We start from the raw sequence: 24,309 nt of genomic DNA on the forward strand, positions 1-24,309 counted from the left end.
CCTCATCCCACAGACTAGAGAACCTTCGGAGTACCCAAAACGATGCCAAAAGTCGAACAGCGCTTTGATTACGTCAAAATCGCCATCGCCTCCCCGGAGCGGATTCGTGGTTGGGGAGAACGGACTCTTCCCAACGGCCAGGTAGTTGGTGAAGTCACCAAACCTGAAACCATCAACTACCGCACCCTGAAACCGGAAATGGACGGCTTATTCTGTGAGCGCATTTTCGGCCCCGCCAAGGACTGGGAATGTCACTGCGGCAAATATAAACGAGTTCGTCACCGTGGCATTGTCTGCGAACGCTGCGGCGTAGAAGTGACCGAATCCCGCGTGCGTCGTCACCGCATGGGCTATATCAAACTAGCCGCCCCGGTGACCCATGTTTGGTATCTCAAAGGGATTCCCAGTTACATGGCCATCTTGCTGGATATGCCCCTACGAGATGTGGAGCAAATCGTCTATTTCAACGCCTATGTGGTCTTGAATCCCGGCAACGCCGATAACTTGGCCTACAAACAACTGCTCCTCGAAGACCAATGGATGGAAATCGAGGAACAGCTCTATGACGAAGATTCCCAACTCGAAGGCATCGAAGTGGGCATCGGCGCCGAAGCTATCCAGCAGTTGCTGGCGGATATGGAACTCGAAGCCGTCGCTGAGAAGCTGCGGGAGGATATTTCCAACTCCAAAGGGCAAAAACGGGCCAAACTCATCAAACGGCTGCGGGTGATTGATAACTTCATCGCCACCGGCGCTCGCCCCGAATGGATGGTCCTCGATGCTATCCCCGTGATTCCCCCTGACTTGCGCCCCATGGTGCAGCTCGATGGCGGACGCTTTGCCACCAGTGACCTCAATGACCTCTATCGTCGGGTCATTAACCGTAATAACCGACTGGCGCGGTTACAGGAGATTTTGGCCCCGGAAATTATCATCCGTAACGAAAAACGGATGTTGCAAGAGGCCGTCGATGCCCTCATCGACAATGGACGACGGGGACGCACCGTCGTCGGCGCCAATAATCGTCCCTTAAAATCTCTCAGCGATATCATTGAAGGGAAACAAGGTCGCTTCCGTCAGAACCTGCTCGGAAAACGGGTGGACTATTCCGGACGGAGTGTAATTGTCGTCGGTCCCAAATTGGAAATCCACCAATGTGGCTTACCTCGGGAGATGGCGATCGAACTGTTCCAACCTTTCGTGATTCACCGCTTAATTCGTCAAGGCATCGTCAACAACATCAAAGCCGCCAAAAAACTGATTTCTCGCAACGACCCTAACATCTGGGATGTTCTCGAAGAAGTCATCGAAGGTCACCCGGTCATGCTTAACCGGGCACCGACCCTGCACCGTTTGGGGATTCAGGCCTTCGAGCCAATTCTCGTCGATGGTCGTGCCATTCAACTGCACCCCCTCGTCTGTCCGGCCTTTAACGCCGACTTCGACGGAGACCAAATGGCCGTTCACGTCCCCCTCTCCCTCGAAGCCCAAGCCGAAGCGCGGCTGCTGATGTTGGCCTCCAACAACATCCTCTCCCCCGCCACCGGACAACCCATCGTAACGCCCAGTCAGGACATGGTCTTGGGGTGCTATTACCTCACCGCCGAGAACCCCACCGTTCAAGACAAGCAGGAACAGACCTTTGCCAACCCTGAGGATCTGATTATTGCCCATGAACGGGGCTTGGTTCATCTGCACAAATACGTCTGGGTGCGTCTGAGTCCCGAAGACAAAATCGTCATCAATGGCGACGACCCCCTCATCGAAGAACAGACTCTCGACGATGGCAGCGTCTTAAAACGGTATCAGTACAGTCGCCAACGCTTCGACGCCGATGGAAAACTCGTCGCCCAATATGCCTACACCACCCCAGGGCGGGTTATCTATAACCAAGCCATCCGAGAAGCTCTAGCCTAGCCAGCCCTTCTCAAGCGGCGGGACGACCCCTCGCCCCGCTGCTCTCCGTATCCTCCCCCTTATCACAGCCGTCAACGTTGAGAGACTATGCTCTTTTACAATCGAGTCGTCGATAAAAAACAACTGCGCTCCCTGATTGCTTGGTCCTTCAGCTATTATGGAACCGCAAAAACCGCCCAAATTGCTGACCACCTCAAAGACCTGGGCTTTCGCTATGCCACCCGGGCTGGGGTGTCCATCAGTATTGAGGACTTGCAAATCCCTCCCTCGAAGCCGCAATTGCTGGCTACCGCCCAACAAGAAATTGATGTCACTGAGGCTCGCTATACCCGAGGTGAAATCACCGAGGTGGAGCGTTTCCAGAAAGTGATTGACACCTGGAGTACCACCAGCGAAGAACTTAAAGATGACGTGGTCACCAACTTCAAACAAAGTGACCCCCTCAACTCCGTGTATATGATGGCCTTCTCCGGGGCGCGGGGGAATATCTCCCAGGTGCGTCAGTTGGTGGGAATGCGGGGCTTGATGGCCAACCCGCAAGGGGAAATCATCGACTTACCGATTAAAACGAACTTCCGGGAAGGTCTGACGGTTACTGAGTACATTATTTCCTCCTACGGTGCCCGTAAAGGTCTGGTGGATACCGCCCTACGCACCGCTGACTCAGGGTATCTTACCCGTCGTCTGGTAGACGTGTCCCAGGACACCATTGTTCGGGAACTTGACTGTGGAACCCAGCGCAGTATCCCCTTGCAAAGTATGCGTAGTGGGGAGCGGGTCTCCATTCCCTTAGAAACTCGTCTGTTGGGTCGGGTTTTGGCCGAAGATGTGCATCACCCCAAAACTCGGGAACTGATTTCGGTCTCCGTCCACAATCGCCATGAAGGCTGTGAAGAGGTCATCGAGTCTCGCCGCAATCAGGTGATTTGTCAGGAACTGGCCGATGCCATTGTCGCCGCTGGCCTCGTGGAAGTGCGGGTGCGATCGCCCCTCACCTGTGAATCAGCCCGTAGCGTCTGTCAACATTGCTATGGCTGGAGTTTGGCCCACGCCGAACTGGTTGACCTGGGTGAAGCCGTGGGGATTATCGCCGCTCAAAGTATCGGTGAACCGGGAACCCAACTCACTATGCGGACGTTCCACACCGGTGGGGTCTTCACCGGGGAAGTGGCCCGGCCCGCTAAAGCACCCTTTGACGGAACCGCTCGTTACAGCAAAGACCTCACACACCGGGGAAGTGGCCCGGCCCGCTAAAGCACCCTTTGACGGAACCGCTCGTTACAGCAAAGACCTCACCGCTCGTCCCTACCGGACACGCCATGGGGAAGAAGCCTACATGGTGGAACAAGCAGGGGACTTGATCATCGAACCCACCGGTAAAGGCAAACGCCACAGCATCTCCCTCCCCCAAGGTTCAACCCTAATCATTGATCATCGAACCCACCGGTAAAGGCAAACGCCACAGCATCTCCCTCCCCCAAGGTTCAACCCTAATCATCCGGGATGGGGATAAGGTCAGTGCTGACCAATTTATCGCCGAAGTTCCCATCGGCAGCGCCCGCACCCGTAAGAACACTGAAAAAGCCACCAAAGACGTGGCCACGGATATTGGCGGGGAAGTCAAATATGCCGGGGTCATCCCAGAGGAGAAAAAAGACCGTCAGGGTAACACCACCATCATCGCCGCTCGCGGTGGACTGATGTGGGTGCTGAAAGGGGAAGTCTATAACCTACCTCCTGGGGCGAGTCCCGTCGTGAAAAACGGCCATTCGGTAGAAGCCGGAGATGTTCTGGCGGTCACCGAAACTCCCAGTGAAACTGGGGGAATCGTACGGCTGCCCCAAGATGAGTTGCCCTCCTCCGAAGATGTGGGTGAATCGGGCTTGGCTGCGACTCCCTTGATTCCCAAAGAGGTGGATATCATCACCGCCTCCGTGCGTCTTGACAGCGCCAAAGTCACCACCGTCACCAGCCAAGGACGGGACCATTACATCGTCTCAACGCAGCAGGGGCAAGAATTTACCCTCACCGCCACACCCGGCACCAAAGTGCGCAATGGTCAGGTGGTGGCTGAACTGATTGACGACACGTACAAAACCCACACCGGGGGGATTCTCAAATACGGAGATATCGAAGTCGCCAAACGGGGCAAAGGCAGTAAAGCCGGCTACGAGATTACCAAAGGGGGAACCATGATCTGGATTCCCGAGGAAACCCACGAAATCAACAAAGACATCTCCCTTCTCGAAGTCGAGGATGGGGACTTTGTCGAAGCGGGCACGGAAGTCGTCAAAGACATCTACTGTCAGAATAGTGGGATTGTTGAAGTCGTCCAGAAAAACGACATTCTGCGGGAAATCTCCATTAAAGCCGGGGACTTCCACCTGCTCGACCTCAGCAGCAACGATAAACTCAGCGTTCCCGAACAGAGTTTGGTGCATCCCGGCCAGGAAATTATCCCCGGATTAGTCGCTGAATCCCTGTGCTTCGTGGAATCCGTCACCACCCCCGAAGGAACTGGGGTGCTGCTGCGTCCAGTTCAGGAGTTCCAGGTTCCAGATACCCCCTCGGTTCCCAGCCAGCAACCGGCGGAAGGTCAGGAAAACGCCTTCCCCATTGCCCTGCGCCCCGTCCAGCGGATGTTGCCCTTTAAAGATGGGGAACGGATTAAATCCGTCGAAGGGCAGGAACTCATCCGCACCCAATTGATTCTCGATATTGGCAGCGATGCGCGTCACCTGGAAGCGGACATCGAACTCGTCCCCGATGAGGAGGATGATGAGGCCATGCGCCTGCAATTGGTGGTCATCGAATCCCTGACGGTGCGCCGGGAAAACACCAACGTTGACCCCCTCTTTACCAGTACCACCAGTACCCGTTTATTGGTCCAAGACGGCGACCAAATCGAGCCGGGATCTGTGGTGGCTCGTACAGAAATCGCCTGCCGTAATCCGGGCATGGTGCGGGGGATTCGTGAGGGCACTGAGGCCACCCGTCGGGTTCTGATTGTCAGCGAAGACGATCGCTTTGCCGTTGACTTAGGGGATGCGTCGCCTCAAGTTAAGGAAGGAGATCTCCTCGTCAGTGGTGCCACCGTTGCCGATGGGGTCATCCTGGAAGAGTCGGGACAAGTGGTGGAAATCCACGACAAGGAAGTGATTTTCCGCCATGCTCGTCCCTACCGCGTCTCACCTGGTGCTATTCTCCATGTGGATGATGGCAGCTTGGTGCAACGGGGGGATAACCTGGTGCTGCTGGTGTTTGAACGGGCGAAAACGGGAGACATCATTCAGGGGCTACCTCGGATTGAAGAACTCCTCGAAGCCCGTAAACCGAAAGAGGCCTGCGTCCTCAACCGTCGTCCGGGAACCGCTCAGGTGATCTATGAGGATGATGATTCTGTCGAGATTCGCATCGTCGAAGATGATGGTACGGTCTCGGAGTACCGCACCCTCTCGGGGCATAATGTCTTGGTGGTGGATGGTCAACGGGTGGGAGTAGCTGAACCCCTCACCGATGGTCCCTCGAACCCCCATGAAATCCTCGAATGCTGGTTTGACTATCTGGCGCCTTCGGGAACCTATGAAGCGGCGTTGACGGGCTTTAGCAACGTGCAAACCTTCTTGGTGAATGAGGTTCAGTCGGTGTATCAATCCCAAGGGGTGGATATTTCTGATAAACACATTGAAGTGATTGTGCGTCAGATGACCTCGAAGGTGAAAATCGACGATGGCGGTGACACGACCATGTTACCGGGTGAGTTGATTGAACTGCGTCAGGTCGAACAGGTCAATGAAGCCATGTCTATCACCGGCGCGGCTCCGGCACAGTATACGCCGATGCTGTTAGGGATTACGAAGGCCTCCCTCAATACGGATAGTTTCATTAGTGCGGCGAGTTTCCAAGAAACCACTCGTGTGCTGACGGAAGCGGCAATTGAGGGTAAATCGGACTGGTTGCGTGGCTTGAAGGAAAACGTCATCATCGGTCGTTTGATTCCTGCCGGAACTGGGTTTAATGCCTATGAAGAGTTAAACTTCTCGGCCCCGGATGCGGACATCAATGAGATCAACTCTGTGGTCAATGGGGTGGACGATGAGAGTAAGATCCAAGATGTGGTCTTGGACGATCGCACCGCTCGCGCCTACAACCTCACGGGAAGTGTCAGTGATGAGTCGGCGGCCATCCTACCGGATGGGGATGACGGCTCAACGGCGATTCTCGATGATGGGGATCTCGATGATGGGGATGATGAGGATGACTTTGATCCCGATTCCTTTGATGAGGATGACAGCGATGACGAGGATGATTTTGATCCCGATTCCTTTGATGAAGATGACAGCGATGACGAGGATGATCCCACGGCTTAACTGGGATCGGTTCGTGATGGCTTAACTTATGACCCCGCTTTGCCCTGGCAAGGCGGGGTTTATTGTTTCAACATGACGGTTGATGGATTCACAACTGACACAGGATGGGGGGGATTTTTAAAATAGACAGATACGATAAGACCTAATTGTGGGGTTAAAACTTGTTTGAGCTGGGTTTATGACTGATTTATTGTCCATTTTTAATAGTCCATCATCCTAAGATGTTACAGCGATTACAACGCCATTGGCACAGGCTTCGCCCCCTGGCGATCGCCATCCTTGTCCTCCTACTCGTGTTAGGGGTGAGTCGTTTTGGGTTGCACAGTTTTCCCCTGCACCGTAAGAGTCTCGATCGCCCTGTGGAGGTGAGCGAGTTAGAGAATGACTCGGAGGAAGATCTAGGTTTAGAGCTATTTAATCGGGGCACCGATCGCGCCTTACGGGCCTGGCAAGCCTCACAAGAGGCCACGAGTCCCGAGGATTGGCATCAAGTGGTGCAATATTGGACCGAGGCCCTGGCCGCCATGCAATCGGTTCCTCTAACCGCACCCCAGCGGGCCTTTGCTCAGAAAAAGGTACAAGAATACCTACAAAATGCGGATTTCGCCCTGCAACAGGCGGGAAACAGCGGCAATCGTCTGCCTCACCCGAGTTTTAACAGTTTGGTCTTAGATGAGCAATTTGCCCTCTATCGAGCCTATGTCGCCACCCTAGGGCCTCCTGAAATCTTAATTATTGGCAGTTCCCGAGGCTTGCAGGGGGTGGATGCCAAGCGATTGCAATTTGACCTCAATCGTCGCGGTTTGTCGGGGGTGCGGGTATTTAATTTTGGGATTAATGGGGCCACGGCTCAGGTGGTGAATCTACAACTGCGAGAGTTACTCACCCCCGAACAGTTGCCCAAAGTCATGGTTTGGGCCGATGGTTCTCGGGCCTTTAACAGTGGCCGCGAGGATCGCACCTTTAGCCGCATCCGCAATTCCCCGGGCTATCAGCGACTGCGCAATAATGGCTCCCGAGAGCGTGAGGTTCCGGTGATTCTCTCCCGCCGAGATATCGACTCCAACGGCTTTCACATTGTCCGCGATCGCTTTAATCCCCAAACCTATTTTCAGCAGTTCCCTCGGGTTTCGGGGGACTACGACGGGGATTATGCCAACTTCACACTTGGGGGCGTTCAAGGGAACGCCGTTAACCAGGTGATTGAGTTCTGTCAGGGCCGCAACATTCCCCTAATTTTGGTGAATCTGCCCCTCACCAACGACTATTTAGATACCACCCGCCGCCGCTACGAACGTCGGTTTCAGGAATTCTTGCAGCAACAGGGTCAAAAATCCGGGGTTTGGGTACGGGATTTATCCGCACAATGGCGCGATCGCCCCGACTTCTTCGCCGATCCCAGTCACCTCAACCGCGAGGGGGCCTCTGCCGTCGCCCAACGACTGGCCCAAGATACCCAACTTCCCTGGCCCGACGCCCGGAAATAATCCTTAATGGCGTAACCCATTCACTCAAAAAATACCCTAGACTGGCGGTAAGCTGACTTGACCTGATTAGAAACCCAGATGAAAAAAGCAGTGTACTGGTTAATGGGGGATGGGGCCGGACGCATCACCATTAACACCTGACTGCTTAACTTCGGTCGTCCCAAGCCAAAGGGGGCAAACAGGGTATTCTGAATCACAATCCGGGCGGCGGCATCGGCGGCATGGGTAAATTTCCAATTCATGCAGATATCCCCCGCCGCATAAATTTTGGGGTTGCTGGTTTGTAAATACTCGTTCACCTCCACCCCTCGGCGATTGTAGGCCACTCCAGCCGCCTCTAGGTTCAAACTTTCCACATTCGGCGATCGCCCAGCACCAATGAGGATTTCATCAACCACCACCTGTTTTTTCTCCCCCTTGTGGTTGAACTGAAGGACTTTCCCCGCTTCTGTCTTCTCCACCCGTTCCGGTTCACAGCCGAGAACTAACTCAATCCCTTCCCGGATAAAGATCTGTTGCACAATCTTCGCCGCATCAGCATCTTCCCGATGCAACAAATGGGGATGACGATGAATCAGTGTCACCTGGGAACCAAGACGACGGAAGGCTTGAGCTAATTCACAGCCAATGGGGCCACCGCCAATGACTGCGAGGCGGTTGGGGCGTTCGGTGAGGTTAAACACCGTCTCATTGGTGAGATAGCCCGCTTCGGCTAATCCCGGCGTTTGGGGATGAACAGCTCTCGCTCCCGTGGCAATCACGGCTTTTTTATAGTTGAGGGTGACATCATCGACTTGAATGGCTTGATTCCCAGTAAAACTGCCATTCCCCAGGAAGATATCCACGCCAGCCTTGGCGAAGCGATGAGCGGAATCATGATGACTAATCCCGGCACGGATTTTTCGCAACCGTTCCATTACGGCGGCGAAGTCCACATCAATTTTCTCAGGGGCAGCAATGCCATAGTTGGGGGCGTTCCACATTTCTCCCACCACTCGGGAGGAGCGAATTAAGCTTTTAGAGGGAACGCAACCGGTATTGAGGCAATCTCCCCCCATTAGGTTACGTTCAACCAGAGCCACTTTGAGGCCAATGTCCAATCCGGCGGCCCCAACGGCAACCACTAATCCAGCGGTTCCTCCGCCAATGACCACTAAATCGTAGCAATCAGCGGGTTTTGGATTTACCCAATCGGCGGGATGGGTTTGTTGGAGGAGTTCACGGTTGTACTCATCCATGGGGGAGATGGTGAAGGTGTGAAATGGGGAGTTAGGCATGGGGGGAAAAGGCAGTAGGCAGTAGGCAGTAGGCAGTAGGGGAATTGGAACTATTCACTGTTGATGACTTGTTCGCCGACGGTTTCGGTGAGGGCTTTACGGGCGATGCGGGTGACGTAAATGGTCACGGCCACGGTGGCGATGAAACCAATAATTTGTAGAACACGTTGCAACAGTTCCGCTTGGGGATCTTCTGTGGCGGCTCCGGTTCCGAGGGTGGCCAAGCTTCCTGCGAGAGAGCCGATGTAGACGTACATGATGGTTCCGGGAATCATGCCGAGGGAACCGAGAACGTAGTCTTTGAGGGAGACGTTGGTGACGCCGTAGGCGTAGTTGAGGAGGTTGAAGGGAAAGATGGGGGATAGACGGGTTAGGAACACGATTTTGAAGCCTTCTCGTCCGACAGCGTTGTCAATGGCCGCAAATTTGGGGTTACTGGCAATTTTCCCGGCGACCCAGTTGCGGGCGAGATAGCGTCCAATGAGAAAGGCGAGGGTTGAGCCGAGTACAGCCCCGATGAAGACATAGAGGGAGCCGAAAACCACCCCGAAGACGACTCCACCGCCGAGGGTAACGATGGAACCGGGGAGAAAGGCAACAGTCGCAATCACATACAGGCCAATAAAAGCGAGGATGCCTAGACCCCCTAAGTCTTGGATGCTTTGTAGGGCTTGTTGTAACCAGAGTTGGGGGTTGAAGCCCCCGGGGCTGTCTTGGGTCAGGATGGGGGTGGCGGCCCCAATGAGAAACCAGGAGAATAGGGGTAGGCTTGAGAACATGGATGCGATCGCAATCTGTGGACGTTTGAGCGGGCATTTGGGCAAGAACATGGGAACCTTGGCCGATACAAGTGCTTCTAGTTAGGGTTACGCTTGTTAACGGCTGCTGGATGTTGGGATGAGGACTGGTGCTAGTCTTGTGCTGCCCGGGCGATCGCAGCTTGTCCGGCGTCGGAGAAGGCATAGCCAAGGAAGGCTTGAACGGTCTCGTTGGCGGGGTCTTTATAGACGTAGTAAAGGTTACGCCGATAAGGATATTGAGCGGCCATGGGGGTTAAGCCGTCAATGGCCACGGGACGGACGGTGCTTTGGTTGAAAATTTGGGCGGCGGTGGCGTAGCCGATGCCGTCGTTGCCTAGGGCCCGCAACATGGGGGTGGTGGCATCTCGCTCTAGGGTCGTGATATTGGGAGTGTTGCCAAAGTTGCTACCGTTGAGAACGACCTCCCGGAAGGTTTGGTGAGTGCCGCTGACGGGGGGGCGATTGAGGACGCGAATGGGTTTGTCGGGGCCGCCAATTTCAGACCAGTTGGTAATTTGTCCGGTGAAGATGTCAACGGCGTCTTGTTGGCTAAGTCCCTGGCCAAAGGGATTGTTCACCCCCACTACTAGGGCGATCGCATCTTCGGCAATAGGAACGGCGACAAGTCCTTGAGCCTGTTCCTCAGAACGCAGGGGACGGGAGGAGGCCCCGAGGTCAGCATTCCCGGACAAAACGGCGCTGATACCGTCTCCAGACCCAGTCGCCGAGGTGGTGACCACAACTCCAGAAAACTGCTCTTCAAAGCCCTGTTTTAGGGCGCTATTGATAGAGACCATGGCGGTAGAGCCTTGCAGGTTGAGGCGGGTTCCGCTGGGAAGGCTTCCGGGGACGGTGAATTGGCTGGGGGTGAGGGGGGTTGATGGGTCATTCCTGGCGGAGACTCCCTCAGAGGGAAGGGATGGCTGATCTGACTGGTTTTCAGGGGTGCGGACAAAGAACCAATACCCACCAAAGCCGAGTAGGGCGAGGAGGAGGATATAGACAATAGGGGGCGGCCCGGATTGTATCTGTGACATGGGTTAGAGGGGGGACGAATGACTTAGGGAGACTGATCGAACTGTTGTAGGCGGCGCTCGACTTCTTCGTTGAGGTGATAGTGTTCTGAGTCAGCCTCCATATCGCCCGGTTGCGTCTGGGAGAGTTCTGTTAAGGCTTGTTCTTCGAGGCGTTGCAGTTCCAGGCGGTCTCGGGCATCGTCGAGGTGCGATCGCGCCGTTTCTAAGTTCTGTTGACGAGACAGTTGGCTCATGGGATCGAGAACATTGCCGAGTTCAGCCATATCCTTGAGATGCTCCACATCTAGGCGATAGGCTTCGAGTTGAATCGTCTCCCGTTGCAGTCGTTCCTCGGAGGCTTGTAAAAACTCTTGGGCGTGATGCAGGCGATCGCCAATTTGAGGCAACAGTTTTTCAAGTCGTATCGCTTGCGTCATGGCTAACCGTGCCCCAGCTTTATCTCCTTGTTGTTGGGCGATCGCCGCCTGTTTTTCATAGGACTCGACTTGGCGCTGTTTCGCTTTGTATTTCAACTCAGCCTGACGGTAGGCGGAGCGTTGAGCGCGCACGGTTTGTTCTAGATCTTGGACGGACTGCTGCATGGTTTTGAGCGAGAGTTCCGCCGTGGTAATGACATCAGCCTCTGGGTCAGGGGGCGCTTCGGGAGGCTTACCCCAGAGCCAGTTCTTGGTGATGCCTTGGGTTACTTATACTGATCCGGAAGTGGCCCATGTGGGACTCTATGAGGGAGAGGCGCAAGAGAAAGGCATTGAGACCAAAACGATTAAGATAGAGTTTAAGGATTTGGATCGGGCGATCGCCGATGGGGAAACGGAGGGATTTCTTAAGGTTCTCCATGAGAAAAGTTCAGACAAAATCCTCGGGGCCACAATTGTAATGGGGAAACGGAGGGATTTCTCAAGGTTCTCCATGAGAAAAGTTCAGACAAAATCCTCGGGGCCACAATTGTCTCCCGTCATGCGGGAGAATCGATTAGTGAAATCACCACGGCGATGGTAGGGGGACTCGGCTTAAAAACCCTCTCCAGCGTGATTCATCCCTATCCCACCCAAGCCGAATGTATCCGCAAAGCAGCAGATGCCTACAAACGAACCCAGTTAACCAGCACCACGAAAAAACTGTTAAAACTTCTACATCGTTTCACGTAACATCCCTATTACTGGCGAAGCGGTGCGTTCGGGCAAGTTCACGTAACATCCCTATTGCTGTCGAAGCGGTGCGTTCGGGCAAGTTTTAGCCGAGTGGTCTTCGCCTAACCTTAATTGAGCCGGGACGCACCCTACCCTTGTTTCCCTCTGTTCCCTGTTCCCTGTTCCCTTCTTCCCCCCATGCTCGATCTCAACCAAGTCACAAAACTCCTACCCGGTATTGGTGAACATCTACGGGAAGAAGCCGTCGCAGCTCAGAAACGGCTCGAATTGGCTCAGGGATTGTTTGAGACGGCCTGTGAGCATCAGGAGGAGTTGGTGACGACTCAAAACCAATGGCGCGATCGCATCTGGTTTTCGGCCGCCACTCCCGTTGAACCGCTCCAAAGTCGGATTCTTCTACAACGGCCCCCCTCAACCCATACCGTTATCGCCACCGATGGCTCGCAAATTGCCCCCAATCAGCATGAAATCGCCTATTGCTATCTCCTCAACATTGGGCGAGTGGTGTTGCATTATGGGCAAAATCGCGCCCCAGTCCTCGATAGTGTGCCGGAGGTGTTCTATCGCCCCGAGGATTTATATGCCTCGCGACAATGGGGGATTCGTACAGAAGAATGGATGGGCTATCGGCGGGCCGTGTCCGAGGCTCAGGAGTTGGCGACGTTAGGGGTGGAGTTGCGCCGCCAGCACCCGGATACGCCTCTGTTAGCGATGGTGGATGGTTCTCTGATTTATTGGTTCCTCGATAGTCTGATGAGCGGTCTCCCACCTAACCTTAATTGAGCCGGGACGCACCCTACCCTTGTTTCCCCCTGTTCCCTGTTCCCTGTTCCCTGTTCCCTATTCCCTGTTCCCTTCTTCCACCTATGCTCGATCTAAACCAAGTCACAAAACTCCTGCCCGGTATTGGCGAACATTTACGGGAAGAAGCCGTCGCTCGAGTCTTTGCCGAGCTTAACCGAGTCCCTAACAAACTCTGCCCCTGTGAGCATCAGGAGGAATTAGTGGCGGCTCAGGAGCAATGGCGCGATCGCATCTGGTTTTCGGCCGCCACTCCCGTTGAACCCCTCCAAAGTCGGATTCTTCTGCAACGGCCCCCCTCCACTCATACCGTTATCGCTACCGATGGCTCACAAATCGCCCCCAATCAGCATGAGATCGCCTATTGCTATCTCCTCAACATTGGGCGAGTGATCTTGCATTACGGGCAAAATCGCGCCCCAGTCCTCGATAGTGTGCCGGAGGTGTTCTATCGCCCGGAGGATTTATACGCCTCGCGACAATGGGGGATTCGTACAGAAGAATGGATGGGCTATCGGCGGGCCGTGTCTGAGGCTCAGGAGTTGGCAACGTTGGGGGTGGAGTTGCGCCGCCAGTATCCAGATTTACCTCTGTTGGCCATGGTGGATGGTTCCCTGATTTACTGGTTCCTCGATACGACGAGTCGGGGTTCCCCTGATGGGCTATCTCAGTGCCTCCCGCAGCCGTGAAGCCCTGAGTTTCTTACGGTTAGAGGCCTGTACTTTTGAGCAACCCAATTGTTTGAGTTATTGCCCTTATATTGCCCCCACGGAAGGGGATGTACTCGCCAAACGCGCCCCCTGTCAGGTGATGGAACCCCTACGAGATACCAGTTTTTGGGCGGGGTTGTTGCAGCCGGGGGAACGTAGTTGTTTGTGGAAATCATCGTTGCCGGTGTTGGGGTTATACCCGGCGGAACAGACTGTATATTTTTGTTATGTTCATGTGGGGACAGAAATTGCTCGGGTGGATGTTCCCGCCTGGGTTGCAGAGGACGAATTTTTGTTATGTTCATGTGGGGACAGAAATTGCTCGGGTGGATGTTCCCGCCTGGGTTGCAGAGGACGCTGACCAGCTTGAAGCCGCATTGAGCCTTATGTTAGGACAGGTCTATAAGGGCTATGGCTACCCCGTTAGATGACCAGCTTGAAGCCGCATTGAGCCTTATGTTAGGACAGGTCTATAAGGGCTATGGCTACCCCGTTAGTTTGGCAGAAGCCCATAATCAAGCCGTTGTTCGAGGGGGCGATCGCCAACGCTTTTTTGCCCTCCTCGAACGGCAAATGATTGAAGCGGGTTTAACCAATGTAGGAACCTCTTATAAGGAGGCTCGTAAACGCCGCAGCATCGCGTAAGACGTTCATCGTCTCCCTTCTGGCTTGCTTCGTCTTCCTCCCGATTAAACCTATGGCATCTCAATTAAATTCAACTTGGATTTGGAAAGGATGGGCGGCCGTCTTTTTGGTATCTGGCTTAATTCTTGGGGGAACCAGTTTAGTGCGGCCTGGCTTGGTGCGCGATCGCGATGCTGTCTCGGAAGATGTGGAGATTAAACGAGAGCTTATTGCCCTGCGAGAACTTTTGGCAACCGTCGATCGCACCCAAAGAACGGAAGAGGGGGCACAGGAGGAATCAGCAGATTTCCAGGCATCTCTACTACAACCCTCACAGATACCTCAAGCCCTAGCTACCACCCCTCCATCGCTAGAACTAGACAGTGATGCTGATGGGGCAGAACTGAACGAGGCACAGGAACAAATTCTGGGTTTACTTGCTGAACAGGGCCGTTTGACTTCAGAAATTGCCCAACTCCGGGAAGAAAATAAGATACTGCGAGAAAACAACGAGCAGCTCAGCCAAGATAATCGCCAACTGACGCGAGACATCAATCAATTACAGGGATATCAGAGTGACTATCAGCGACGAATTGAACGACGCCGCGAATCCTTGGAAGAGAATTTAGCCAAAATTCGTGAATTTGACTCCGTTGAAGATACGTTTTCTCTTGATGACATAACCTTGCGTTATCTAGGGCAAAACATAAATTTTCAGGAACTGGATGCAGAACTTGCCCGAAAAAATCGACAACTAACAGATATCAGAGGGGAGATTAACTTCCTGAACAATAGTTTCTATTTTGCGATTGTTTTAGGTCTCGCTAATCTTGTGATTGGGGGAATCTACTATGGATTAGACCGCTGGCACCGGCAACAGTCGGAAAAAATGAAGGAGATGGAAGAAAAAATTGAGGAGGCTCAGCTCAAAATTCGTAACTTTAGCTGGAATATGGCGAATGCCAGTTTAGAAAAATACTATCAGCGGAACTTAATGGAAGTTCAGGTTATTTTTATGACCAGCGTTGTGGTCATGATTTTGGGATTTTTGGTCATTCTTGCCTCTCTAGCCCTGACGTTGTCGGGGTCTCAAACCGTTAGGAATAGTCCTGAGGTCTCGTCAGACGAACAAGTCATGGAGGGTCAGAACGAGGATTCGTCTTCTTCATCTAATGGAGAGACCCTAAGGGTGTATTCGGATAATAGTAATGTTGCAACGATTGGGGTGGTGGCTGGGATTATTACCAACTTTATCGGGGCAACGTTTATGATTGTGTATCGCTCAACAGTTCGGGAAGCCTCTCGCTATTCTAATTCCCTTAATCGGATTAATGATGTGGGGATTGCGATGGATATTCTCAACACCTCTGTTGAACATCAGGATACTCCAGAGATTTTGGCCGCTAAAGTTGAGATTGCTAAACGTCTCGTGGAGAGCGATCGCCACCCCGATGTAGATTGAATTGTCTCTGATTAAGGGAAAACGACCCACTAGACTACCCACTCGAATAGGCATCGGACTGGAGAGAGTCTAGGAGAGCTTCACAGTCTTGAGTCAGAGGGATTTCCAAGGTTTTCGCAATGCTCAGGGCTTGTTGACAGTAGCCGATCGCCCGCTCTGGGTTATTGAGATGTTGATGCAGTTCCGCCAGGTTTTTTAGGCCCTCGGCTTCCCCATGGCGATCGCCAATCTCCCGAACAATCTCTAAGGCTCGTTGCAGACTCTCAGTGGCCTCCTCATAACGGCCCAGACAGACATAGGTTTCGCCCATATTCGACAGGGCGATCGCCTCGCCTTCGCGAAAGCCAATTTTGCGAGAGATATCCAGATAGCGTTCCTCATAGCCGAGGGCTTGGGAATAATCCCCTAAGGCATAATAGGCAAATCCTAAGTTTCCCAGGGCCTGACCCATCCCTCGACGGTCATTTAACTCCTGAGCAATGGCTAAATCCTGTTGATGATAGGCGATCGCTTGCTCGTAGTCCCCTTGTTCATGGAGGGCCAGGCCTAAATTTCCCAAAGCCTGGCCAATTCCTGCGCGATCGCCCAAACGTTGGGCCAACTTCAGACCCTTCTGAAAATAGCGAATCGCCCGGTCATACTCCCCCAAATAGTAATGCTCTAAGCCCAAATTTCCTAAGGCAATGGCTTCATTTTGCTGATCCCCCAGCCGTAGAGCCAGGGTTAAATGTTGTTGGTGATAGGCGATCGCCTGAGTATAATCTCCCAAACAGGAGTAGGCCTTGCCCAACCCCTCCAAACACACCAAATTCAGGAGCGCATCCCCTTGACCCAAGAGGGGTTCATACATCTCCATCTGTTCTTGATAATAGCCCCAAATCTCTAGTTGCTTATGTAGGGGTTCCCCGGTTAATGAATCTAAGGGTAAAACTAACAATTCCTGACAGCGTCGCCAATCTTCCACTTCCCTCAAATGGCGAAAGGCCTCAAGATAGCCACGCACCTGATCTAAGTTGGAGTTGGGGGAGGGGGGATCATAGTGAATCAGCCAGTTGAGAGCCGCACGATATTGGCTGCGGCGGCTTCGAGGAGAAATGCGTCGCAAGCTAGCAGGGGTCAGCTGTAACCGTTTTAAAAGTTGCTGACGAAATACAGACTGAGAAATTTCCTGAGACACGGTCTGCCCATCATGGAGTTATGAGTCCGCCTAGAGGTTGCCCATCTTCTCAATCTAACCCTTGCAAATGACTCAGGGCAACGCTACGAATCAGATTATGTTGGCGCAACAAGAGGCGATCGCCCTCGGTGATTTCCTCCACCAAATAGCGATCGCGCAAAATATCTAACGCCAGTTGAGCCTCCGCTTTACTATACTCCCAATCCTCCAAATGGGAGAGCCAGAATGATTCCGCCACCGGGCAACGATAAACCGAGGCTTCACAGAGCAAGATATAGGCAGCTGGGGCTTCTTGCTTTAAGCGTCGAAAGGTTTGTTCGAGGCGATCGCGAACCTTCATCCGTAACAGGCGAGTACAGTCATGGAGTTGCCAGTGATCTCTCGCCGAGGTCGTTTGGCCCATCCTGGCTTGGGCGATCGCCGTTTCTACCTCCTCAATGTCCTGACCATATTTGTTCCAATAGGCTCGCACATTCCCCAAAAAAGGAGCATTTGAGATTTCCCCAGCAATCACCCGCAACGCCAGAGGATGCCCTTCATAGGCAGCTCCAATCCGTCGCAGATAGTTCTGACTCTCTTGGGTTAGATCCAGATTCGCCTTAGCAAATAAGGCTAACTGTTCCGTTTCATTCAGTCCCCCGAGAAATTCACAGGTCCAAAAATTGCTATATCGTGCCGGGAGTTGGCCGGGAAAATCTTGAGAGGTGAGAATAATCCGTCCCTGACAGATGGGGGCCGCCAACACCGCCTCAAAAAACATCGCCCATAACGGGTCTTTAAAGTCGCTCCAGCCCTCCTCTTCATTGCCTTGGAGCATCCTTTCTAAGGAGTCAATAATGAGCAACAGGGGCTGATTTAGGAAATACTGAGCCGTGCGATCGACGAGCATTTGTCCATCTTTTGCCCCCTCTAGGGGATAGCCCCAATGTTCCCACCAACGGCTGGCAACACTGATAAAGTCATGGGGCTGGCGATCGTTATCCAGATTTTCCCGTAGTAACTGTTGCCAGTGTTCCCCCGTCCATTGTGGATATAACGAGATGGCCAGTCGCTCCCCGAGAGCCGTTTTACCAATCCCCGTAATCCCCAATAACACCAGCAGACGGCAAGACTGTTGTAATTGCTCACTTAACTGAGCCAAAACCGCTTCCCGTCCTACCCAGGCTTCATCATAGGCGAAAAAATCCAAATGGCGCTCTCTAGAAACCTCCGCCACAGGAACCGTTGACTGTGCCGTTGACTGTGTTGTTGAAAGTCCCGCCTCCGCCTGAGACCTCGGGGGATGGGCCGTGCAAGGGTGCGGACTGTCGCTAGCGGGAGAAACGGCCACCACCTCTTGCCAAGACACATCCACCGCCTCACAGATGGCGACAAAGGTTTGCGATCGCACCGGCAACCGCCGCCAAAACCGTTTCAAGGTTGCGGCGGAGGTAGACGCCGCTTCACACCACTCGGAGGATGACTTGAGCCAACCCTTATACCGTCGTGCGTAATCAACCTGTCGAAGCCCCTCAATGGAGGCCTTGAGTGTTGCTGCCACGGTTATCAATCTCCTTCCTGTCGATGTCCCGGTGATGAGTCAAGAATTACTCACAAATGGATTACTTTTGCTCATATCTTGACAGAGCCAAAAATGAGCCTATAATGAGTACATCGCATTTTATTCGATGGATGTGTAGCCTGGAAATCCCATTACATCAAGGGATTAGGCGATTCCGCAAGACCCAATCACAGTCTTGCGTGACCCGGCACTCGTATCGGTGTTGGGAGCTGTCTGACGCTCAATGGAATCAAATAGCTCAGTTTTGGCTAACTTGCTATCCATCACCAGAGGATCTGTTTCATCACCTAGCCTTATTAGAGGAGTTTTCATCATGAACGACTACCCCCTCCATCACAACTCACATCGAGATCGAGCCGGTCATTATCAATCCTAACCGGATTGAGAGTTTAGATTTTCTAAGACACTCACCGACTCATTCAAATCTCTTTCACCTTAAGAGCAGCCCTTCACGCGAATGGTTTAGCTCAATCACACTAGGTTTGTTAAGCCTTCAATTTTATCATGCAAACTTGCGATTCTGAGGAACTGATCGTGCCAGCCCAAAGTCAAACCCTACAACTCGATAGCCCATCTTGGACCCTATCTCAGGCAGATTTAAATAGCCCCTATCAAACGGCAGTCCAAGTCCCCGAAACCGCCCCCTCTAGCACTATTTTACTGGTGTTAACATTCTGCGTCTGGCTCCTAAGACAGCGCATGGCGTGACCCTTAGCCCGGCCAACCCACTCGCCTGCGACCATAATGCCAAACTGCGCCCTGAGAGCATTGCATCACAGCTCACAGTTGGCCGCTAGTCTCATCTGACACTTAGAAACGACGGGTCAAACCCGCCGTTTCTGGGTTGTCCTATCGCTCATCCCCCCCTACCCAAGTGAATCGCGGCCCTGAACCGTACGCCGCTGCATTGGTTGGTTAAGAAAGCCATTCAAGCGCCAAATGGTTTGGCCGATTCTTTCCAAGGTCTCAGGGGAGAGCGGTTCAGAGGTGGAGTCAACCTCATCCTCCTCTCCCTCTTGATAGGGAACTCGGTAACCAAACAAATCTTCTGAGCGAATTTCATCAAAACTCTCGACCTGAAACACCAAGAGAAAATCCTGGCGCATTTCCCGGATCACCAGCCGTTCCACCTCAAACACTTGTCGGGGAGTCAGGGGGGCGTCAGGACGCGTCCTCACCCGTAAATAGACCTCAGGAGGGTTGCGATTCCAGTTAATGCGGGTTTGGACCAATTCCACCTGCTGTCCGACGGTGATGGTGCGCGTGACCAGAATTGAACGTAGGGTCGATTGGAGGCGGGTTTGCCGTAGCAGTTGTCCCAGACTAATGGATAGGGGGATAACAATCGGTAACGTCAGCAAAACCGTATAGGTCAAGGCCCGGGCCATGCGGATTTTTTCCACATAGTATCCTTCCCAGATAAAGACCAGAATACAAGCTAGGGTGATGCCCAAGAGGTTCGTTGTGTAGAGCAAAAAGGCCCCCCGAGCGGCCAAGGTGGCCCCTTGCGAGAGCGCTAAACCCACCACACAGAGCGGGGGCATCAGGGCCACCGAAATGGCGGTTCCGGCGATCGCATCACTGATTTTCGGGCGCACCTTAGCAAAGCCACCCACAGCCCCCGCGGCCAAGGCAATCACTAAATCCAACAGGTTAGGTTGGGTGCGCGCCAGGATTTCTGGGCTAAACTCCGTTAGGGGGATATTGGCAACCGCCCCAATCACCGCCGAGAGAACCAGTGAAATGATTGTGCCAACCAGAAGCGTGGTGATGCCTCGGCGAAACAAAAATACATCTCCCTTCATTGCCCCCAAAGCCAAGCCTCGTAAGGGTAACATCAGAGGAGCTACAATCATCGCGCCGATAATGACGGCGGGACTATTGAGTAATAGCCCACAGGTGGCAATAATACAAGAAGCAACCGAGAGAAAGATAAAGTTAAGATTGAGTTTGGAATCCCCAGAAATCTCCTGAGACAGAACCGCTAGCGTCTGTTGGTCAACTTTTGGCATCTTGTACTTGCCCGGACGGCAGATTGAACAGTGTTGTACGTCTTATTTTAGAGACTCCCCCTGCCATCATGGGCTGTCATCCCAGGCATGAGTGGACAAGACCTAAAGGATCATGACCCAGATGGAGAATGTGGTGTTGTTGACAGGCCCGCTTAAAATCAAACACAGAAGAGATCAAACAATGCCGTTATCAGTGGGGGGTATGCCGGGAACGCTGTCACGTGATCTAACAGTGCTGCCTCAAGGTTTATGGTAGAGAAGGAACGCTTGAACCGAGCGATCGCGCAATTGGCGGGGGACTCGGACACAAATCGCTTGAAAAAATTGTTGCTGTGCGTCTGTCAGCAACGCTGGGAAAACGACTCCCGACGGTTAGAATCCCTTGACTGGCGGGTGTTACTCAATGAGCTGCGAACCACGTTTGTGACTCGGGAGCAGTTGGAAGAAGCGTTGGTACGCGTGGTGGCTCGGATTAATAAGAAATCCTTATATTTCAACCTCTCCCTGCGGGCGATCTCCATCATTGATCCCCTCTACCCAGAGTTAGACCCCCCCATGGCCTTTGACGAGGCCTTTCTCCCCTTCACTCAGGGGAATACCAGTGATGGGTCCCTCGATCGCTGGTTTGACTTACGGCTGCAACTGTCCCAATCGGGCAATCTCAGCCAAGCCAAAACTCTGCTCTACTCGGCGATTAATGGTAAGTTCGCCTATACCCTCCCCGATTGGAATCATCTCAATCATGAGGAGTTTGACCATCTGGCCCAATCCTTACTGGATTTGTGTAAAACTGCCAGTGAACTGCGGCTACGGCTCTATGGCTCGGCTCATTGCCTCAATCCGGTGGACATCTACAAGAGCATCGCCGAACGGCTCTGTCGCACGATGGAGCAGGCCTATTATGCCAGCATCATCCAGCCCTTTGAACCCGAAGACCTCGGGAATGAGGATCTCGATGAGATGACCATGGATGGGTCAATGCTGCCCAAGAAAACCACGCTCAATCCAACGGAGTCGAACACGACCCAATCCCAAGCGCCTAAAACCCGTCCCCTGAATACAACCACCGGAGACGAGCGCCACACGACTATTGGCTTAGATCAAGATGTCGAAGCGGCGGTCTGTGAAGCCGCTAACCAACATTTACGGGCGGCGATCGCGGCCATTGACCAACAGACGGAGTCTCTGATTAACGAAGTGCGGGCGTTAGTGGCCCATACGGACAAAGCCACCGCTGAGGCTATTGAAGCCCGCATCTTACACCAATTTACCGATGCTCTGGGGCAGTTCTACCATCAGGATGATTCCTAGGGAGGAGGGGCAAGAGAAGGGCGTTAATGGGCCCTCTATAACCCCAAATGTTCTAGGGTTTTGCGGGGGTTCTCCTGGCGACAGTCCCGTAAGCGTTCATAGAGCTGTCGCTCCTCGTCGCTGAGGTGGCTGGGGGGAGTAATTTCTACCTTGACTAGCTGATCCGTGCGAGCGCCGCTTTTGGGCAGCCGCCAGCCTTTGCCCCGTAGGCGTAACATTTGCCCGGAGCGTACTCCCGCCGGAATGCTCACGGTGACAGTTCCATCGGGGGTGGGCACATCGATTTTGGCCCCTAAGACCGCTTCATCGGGGGAAATGGGGACATCACAGACGAGATTGTCGCCGTCGAAGTGGAAGAACTGATGGGGTTTTAGTTCGATGTTGAGATAGAGGTCTCCTTGGCGGCCATAGCCATCTTTTTTGCCTTTGCCCTTAACGCGCACTCGGCTGCCGGTTTTGGCGCCGGGGGGGATGCGTACGGAGACTTTTTGACCACTGACGTTGAGCCGTTTCTGCACCCCATGGAAGGCTTCGGCGAAGGAGAGGCTGAGGGTGGCTTCTTGGTCTAAGGAGACACCGGTACTGCGGCGATTGTAGCCGGCGAAGTCCTCAAAGCCGCCGCTAAAGCCAGGGGAGCGGCCCGAACTTTTGGGAGAGGTGCCGCCGTAGGAGGACCATTGCGATCTCGTCCGTCCCCCCATTCCCCCGAGGAGGGATTCGATAAATTCATCGAAATCCGCGTATTGGCTGAAATCAAAGTCAAAGCCTCCAGGAGTTGGCCCTCCCTGAGGGGCCGCACCGCCCCAACCACCAGAGCTGTTTCCGGCCTGTTTCCAATATTGCCCGAAGCGATCGTATTGTTTGCGCTTGTCGGGGTCTGAGAGAATCTCGTAGGCTTCACTAACTTCCTTGAAGCGGGCCTCGGCATTGCGATCGCCCGGATTCATGTCGGGGTGATACTGACGAGCGAGACGGCGAAACGCTTTCTTAATCTCGTCCGCGCTGGCCGTTTTACTCACGCCCAAGATGGAATAGTAGTCTTTGAAGTCCGTTGCAGCCATGAGAATTGTCAAAAAATCAGTGGTTCACAGGGTGGGGTCTGCCTTTGATCATCAAGTTTAATGTATTTTCTTCGAGCGTCGAGTTCGGTTTCTCTCACCGTTCCCGAATGTTTGCCCAAATTGCCTGCCTGAGGTGCGTTTCCCTCGCTCCCCTAAGAGAACGCGATCGCCCGAGGTGGCGATCGCGCAACGTCCCGGATCGGACCTCCCTGCGGGGGCGATCGGGGTCTGTTACTGGCTCAAGGCGCTAAATCACAAAGTTATCGGGGATAGTAGCATTTTTCAGCACCACCACGATGCCACTGCGGATATAGAAGCCCAAATCTTCCCGGTCTGCTTCCTCAATATTTTCTTTATTGAGAATCTTGACATTTTTACCAATTCGTGCATTCTTATCCACGATCGCCCGACGAATGGTGCTATTTTCACCAATCCCCAGGGACATAGAAGGAGCCGAGGCTTCTGCTGTCCGTTCACCAAAGGACTGATAGAAGTCAGACCCCATCAACAGGGAATCTTCCACCACCGCTCCGGCGCTAATGCGGCTGCGAACCCCCAGAACCGAGCGATCGACCCGGCATTCCTTGAGGATACAGCCATCACCCACCAGAGACTCCGTAATTTGGCAATCGAGGAGCTTACTCGGGGGCAGATAGCGAGGGCGAGTATAAATGGGCGCGTCCTCGTTATAGAAGCTAAAGGGCGGCTTCGGCTGTTGCGTCAGCGCTAAATTAGCGTCATAGAAGGCCTGAATGGTTCCAATATCTTCCCAATAGCCATCAAACAGATAGGCTTGGATGTTATGGTCCATCGCGGCCCCAGGAATGATCTCTTTACCAAAATCAGTTTGGTCAGGGGCCTCTGTGAGCAGCTTCTTGAGAACTTCCCGCTTGAAGACATAAATGCCCATCGAGGCGATATAAGGCTTCTGCTTCGCCTGAGCCGGATCTAGGCCCAGGGTACTCGTATCGACCTGCATCGCTTTGAGGGCATCGCCTTTGGGTTTTTCAGAGAAATCAATAACTCGTCCCGAGTCATCAATTTTCATCAAGCCAAAATCTGAAGCCCGTGCTTCATCAATGGGAAGGACCGATAGGGTAATATCCGCATTGGTTTCCCGGTGACGCTCTATGAAGTGACTGTAGTCCATTCGATAGAGGTGGTCACCCGAGAGAATTAGATATTCGTCCACATCCAACTCATCCATGAGCCAGATGTACTGACGCACCGCATCCGCCGTTCCTTGGAACCATCCCGGACTGTCGGACGTTTGTTGAGCGGCGAGGATTTCCACGAATCCATCGGTAAAGCTCGAAAAATTATACGTCCGCCCGATATGGCGGTTCAGGGATGCGGAATTGTACTGGGTAAGGATATAAATCTGGTCAATCCCAGAATTGATACAGTTGCTGACGGGAATGTCAATCAACCGATATTTACCCGCCAACGGAACAGCGGGTTTTGCTCTGAGTTTGGTTAGGGGGTAGAGGCGCGTTCCCGCACCGCCACCTAGAATAATGCCTAAAACTCGTTTCACCGAAAGACCTCCAG

General features: G+C 53.3%; 19 protein-coding genes and 3 pseudogenes. 12 read left to right on the forward strand and 10 right to left on the reverse strand.

Features of this window, described 5'->3' with window-relative positions; translation table 11 throughout:
- Window positions 1–42: 42 nt before the first annotated feature.
- The 5 genes from L855_RS17405 to L855_RS17415 all read left to right on the forward strand — a co-directional run bounded on the left by L855_RS17405 (window position 43) and on the right by L855_RS17415 (window position 7,774).
- Window positions 43–1,917, forward strand: coding sequence for a DNA-directed RNA polymerase subunit gamma (locus L855_RS17405; RefSeq protein ID WP_159790148.1), 1,875 nt, complete (start codon window positions 43–45; stop codon window positions 1,915–1,917).
- Between the two features lie 87 nt (window positions 1,918–2,004).
- On the forward strand, window positions 2,005–3,171 hold the full coding sequence (locus L855_RS22945; RefSeq protein WP_219729937.1) for a DNA-directed RNA polymerase subunit beta'': 1,167 nt from the start codon (window positions 2,005–2,007) through the stop codon (window positions 3,169–3,171).
- Window positions 3,155–3,367, forward strand: a complete 213-nt coding sequence (locus tag L855_RS22950) for a hypothetical protein (protein WP_219729938.1) — start codon at window positions 3,155–3,157, stop codon at window positions 3,365–3,367. Before L855_RS22945 ends, L855_RS22950 begins: the two co-directional genes overlap by 17 nt.
- Window positions 3,345–6,287 (forward strand): DNA-directed RNA polymerase subunit beta'', encoded by a 2,943-nt coding sequence (locus tag L855_RS17410; protein WP_219729939.1) that lies wholly within the window; start codon window positions 3,345–3,347, stop codon window positions 6,285–6,287. The genes L855_RS22950 and L855_RS17410 overlap by 23 nt, the downstream gene beginning before the upstream one ends.
- 221 nt (window positions 6,288–6,508) lie before the next feature.
- Window positions 6,509–7,774 (forward strand): SGNH/GDSL hydrolase family protein, encoded by a 1,266-nt coding sequence (locus tag L855_RS17415; RefSeq protein ID WP_159790150.1) that lies wholly within the window; start codon window positions 6,509–6,511, stop codon window positions 7,772–7,774.
- A gap of 20 nt (window positions 7,775–7,794) precedes the next feature.
- Here the strand turns inward: L855_RS17415 and L855_RS17420 are convergent, their stop codons facing one another.
- From L855_RS17420 to L855_RS17435, 4 genes are all read right to left on the reverse strand, one after another.
- The gene (locus L855_RS17420; RefSeq protein ID WP_159790152.1) at window positions 7,795–9,051 is read right to left on the reverse strand and encodes an FAD-dependent oxidoreductase; all 1,257 of its coding nucleotides are present in this window, start codon (window positions 9,049–9,051) and stop codon (window positions 7,795–7,797) included.
- A 50-nt stretch (window positions 9,052–9,101) separates the two neighbouring features.
- Window positions 9,102–9,830 carry a TVP38/TMEM64 family protein gene (locus L855_RS17425; protein ID WP_219729940.1) on the reverse strand — a complete coding sequence of 243 codons (729 nt, stop codon included), beginning with the start codon at window positions 9,828–9,830 and terminating at the stop codon, window positions 9,102–9,104.
- 131 nt (window positions 9,831–9,961) lie between these two features.
- Window positions 9,962–10,888 (reverse strand): phosphate ABC transporter substrate-binding protein, encoded by a 927-nt coding sequence (locus L855_RS17430; RefSeq protein ID WP_159790156.1) that lies wholly within the window; start codon window positions 10,886–10,888, stop codon window positions 9,962–9,964.
- A 23-nt stretch (window positions 10,889–10,911) separates the two neighbouring features.
- Window positions 10,912–11,469, reverse strand: a complete 558-nt coding sequence (locus tag L855_RS17435; protein ID WP_159790158.1) for a PspA/IM30 family protein — start codon at window positions 11,467–11,469, stop codon at window positions 10,912–10,914.
- A gap of 91 nt (window positions 11,470–11,560) precedes the next feature.
- Here L855_RS17435 and L855_RS22580 point away from each other — a divergent pair, with 91 nt between their 5' ends.
- The 5 genes and pseudogenes from L855_RS22580 to L855_RS17455 all read left to right on the forward strand — a co-directional run bounded on the left by L855_RS22580 (window position 11,561) and on the right by L855_RS17455 (window position 15,636).
- Window positions 11,561–11,887: a hypothetical protein gene (locus tag L855_RS22580; RefSeq protein WP_343039364.1), complete on the forward strand. Its 327-nt coding sequence runs from the start codon at window positions 11,561–11,563 to the stop codon at window positions 11,885–11,887.
- Window positions 11,794–12,036 (forward strand): annotated as a pseudogene (locus L855_RS22585) (FAD-containing oxidoreductase); the annotation flags it as partial. The gene L855_RS22580 and the pseudogene L855_RS22585, both read left to right, overlap by 94 nt.
- Window positions 12,037–12,216: 180 nt before the next feature.
- Window positions 12,217–12,792, forward strand: a pseudogene (locus L855_RS17445) (DNA double-strand break repair nuclease NurA); the annotation flags it as partial.
- Between the two features lie 113 nt (window positions 12,793–12,905).
- A pseudogene (locus tag L855_RS17450) lies at window positions 12,906–14,195 on the forward strand (DNA double-strand break repair nuclease NurA).
- 52 nt (window positions 14,196–14,247) lie between these two features.
- Entirely contained in the window at window positions 14,248–15,636 is a 1,389-nt protein-coding gene (locus L855_RS17455; RefSeq protein ID WP_159790162.1) for a hypothetical protein, read from the forward strand.
- Between the two features lie 34 nt (window positions 15,637–15,670).
- Here L855_RS17455 and L855_RS17460 read toward each other — a convergent pair whose 3' ends face one another.
- The 3 genes from L855_RS17460 to L855_RS17470 all read right to left on the reverse strand — a co-directional run bounded on the left by L855_RS17460 (window position 15,671) and on the right by L855_RS17470 (window position 18,689).
- Entirely contained in the window at window positions 15,671–16,813 is a 1,143-nt protein-coding gene (locus L855_RS17460) for a tetratricopeptide repeat protein (protein ID WP_159790164.1), read from the reverse strand.
- A gap of 49 nt (window positions 16,814–16,862) precedes the next feature.
- A complete protein-coding gene (locus L855_RS17465; RefSeq protein WP_159790166.1) occupies window positions 16,863–18,353 on the reverse strand; it encodes an ATP-binding protein in 1,491 nt (496 codons plus the stop codon).
- Between the two features lie 165 nt (window positions 18,354–18,518).
- Complete coding sequence (locus tag L855_RS17470) at window positions 18,519–18,689, reverse strand: hypothetical protein (protein WP_159790168.1); 171 nt, start codon at window positions 18,687–18,689, stop codon at window positions 18,519–18,521.
- 189 nt (window positions 18,690–18,878) lie between these two features.
- On the opposite strand from L855_RS17470, the gene L855_RS17475 reads away from it, so the two are divergent.
- Window positions 18,879–19,082: a hypothetical protein gene (locus L855_RS17475; RefSeq protein WP_159790170.1), complete on the forward strand. Its 204-nt coding sequence runs from the start codon at window positions 18,879–18,881 to the stop codon at window positions 19,080–19,082.
- 158 nt (window positions 19,083–19,240) lie between these two features.
- On the opposite strand, the gene L855_RS17480 is transcribed toward L855_RS17475, so the two are convergent.
- Window positions 19,241–20,386: a TIGR00341 family protein gene (locus tag L855_RS17480; RefSeq protein ID WP_159790172.1), complete on the reverse strand. Its 1,146-nt coding sequence runs from the start codon at window positions 20,384–20,386 to the stop codon at window positions 19,241–19,243.
- 249 nt (window positions 20,387–20,635) lie between these two features.
- On the opposite strand from L855_RS17480, the gene L855_RS17485 reads away from it, so the two are divergent.
- On the forward strand, window positions 20,636–21,697 hold the full coding sequence (locus tag L855_RS17485) for a hypothetical protein (protein ID WP_159790174.1): 1,062 nt from the start codon (window positions 20,636–20,638) through the stop codon (window positions 21,695–21,697).
- 35 nt (window positions 21,698–21,732) lie between these two features.
- Here the strand turns inward: L855_RS17485 and L855_RS17490 are convergent, their stop codons facing one another.
- Entirely contained in the window at window positions 21,733–22,758 is a 1,026-nt protein-coding gene (locus tag L855_RS17490) for a DnaJ C-terminal domain-containing protein (protein WP_159790176.1), read from the reverse strand.
- 247 nt (window positions 22,759–23,005) lie between these two features.
- Window positions 23,006–24,295 (reverse strand): glucose-1-phosphate adenylyltransferase, encoded by a 1,290-nt coding sequence (locus tag L855_RS17495; protein WP_159790178.1) that lies wholly within the window; start codon window positions 24,293–24,295, stop codon window positions 23,006–23,008.
- Window positions 24,296–24,309 lie beyond the last annotated feature (14 nt).

Origin of the sequence: Sodalinema gerasimenkoae IPPAS B-353, assembly GCF_009846485.1 — a bacterium.
Lineage (GTDB): Bacteria > Cyanobacteriota > Cyanobacteriia > Cyanobacteriales > Geitlerinemataceae > Sodalinema > Sodalinema gerasimenkoae.

Bases quoted from the DNA above. Each gene is read 5' to 3' on its own strand.
- L855_RS17435 (WP_159790158.1), bottom strand. From the start codon at position 11,469: ATGCAGCAGTCCGTCCAAGATCTAGAACAAACCGTGCGCGCTCAACGC.
- L855_RS17415 (WP_159790150.1), top strand. From the start codon at position 6,509: ATGTTACAGCGATTACAACGCCATTGGCACAGGCTTCGCCCCCTGGCG.
- L855_RS17455 (WP_159790162.1), top strand. From the start codon at position 14,248: ATGGCATCTCAATTAAATTCAACTTGGATTTGGAAAGGATGGGCGGCC.
- L855_RS17420 (WP_159790152.1), bottom strand. From the start codon at position 9,051: ATGCCTAACTCCCCATTTCACACCTTCACCATCTCCCCCATGGATGAG.
- L855_RS17430 (WP_159790156.1), bottom strand. From the start codon at position 10,888: ATGTCACAGATACAATCCGGGCCGCCCCCTATTGTCTATATCCTCCTC.
- L855_RS17480 (WP_159790172.1), bottom strand. From the start codon at position 20,386: ATGCCAAAAGTTGACCAACAGACGCTAGCGGTTCTGTCTCAGGAGATT.
- L855_RS17470 (WP_159790168.1), bottom strand. From the start codon at position 18,689: ATGATGAAAACTCCTCTAATAAGGCTAGGTGATGAAACAGATCCTCTG.
- L855_RS17425 (WP_219729940.1), bottom strand. From the start codon at position 9,830: ATGTTCTCAAGCCTACCCCTATTCTCCTGGTTTCTCATTGGGGCCGCC.
- L855_RS17405 (WP_159790148.1), top strand. From the start codon at position 43: ATGCCAAAAGTCGAACAGCGCTTTGATTACGTCAAAATCGCCATCGCC.
- L855_RS22580 (WP_343039364.1), top strand. From the start codon at position 11,561: ATGCCTTGGGTTACTTATACTGATCCGGAAGTGGCCCATGTGGGACTC.
- L855_RS17490 (WP_159790176.1), bottom strand. From the start codon at position 22,758: ATGGCTGCAACGGACTTCAAAGACTACTATTCCATCTTGGGCGTGAGT.
- L855_RS17475 (WP_159790170.1), top strand. From the start codon at position 18,879: ATGCAAACTTGCGATTCTGAGGAACTGATCGTGCCAGCCCAAAGTCAA.
- L855_RS22945 (WP_219729937.1), top strand. From the start codon at position 2,005: ATGCTCTTTTACAATCGAGTCGTCGATAAAAAACAACTGCGCTCCCTG.
- L855_RS17485 (WP_159790174.1), top strand. From the start codon at position 20,636: ATGGTAGAGAAGGAACGCTTGAACCGAGCGATCGCGCAATTGGCGGGG.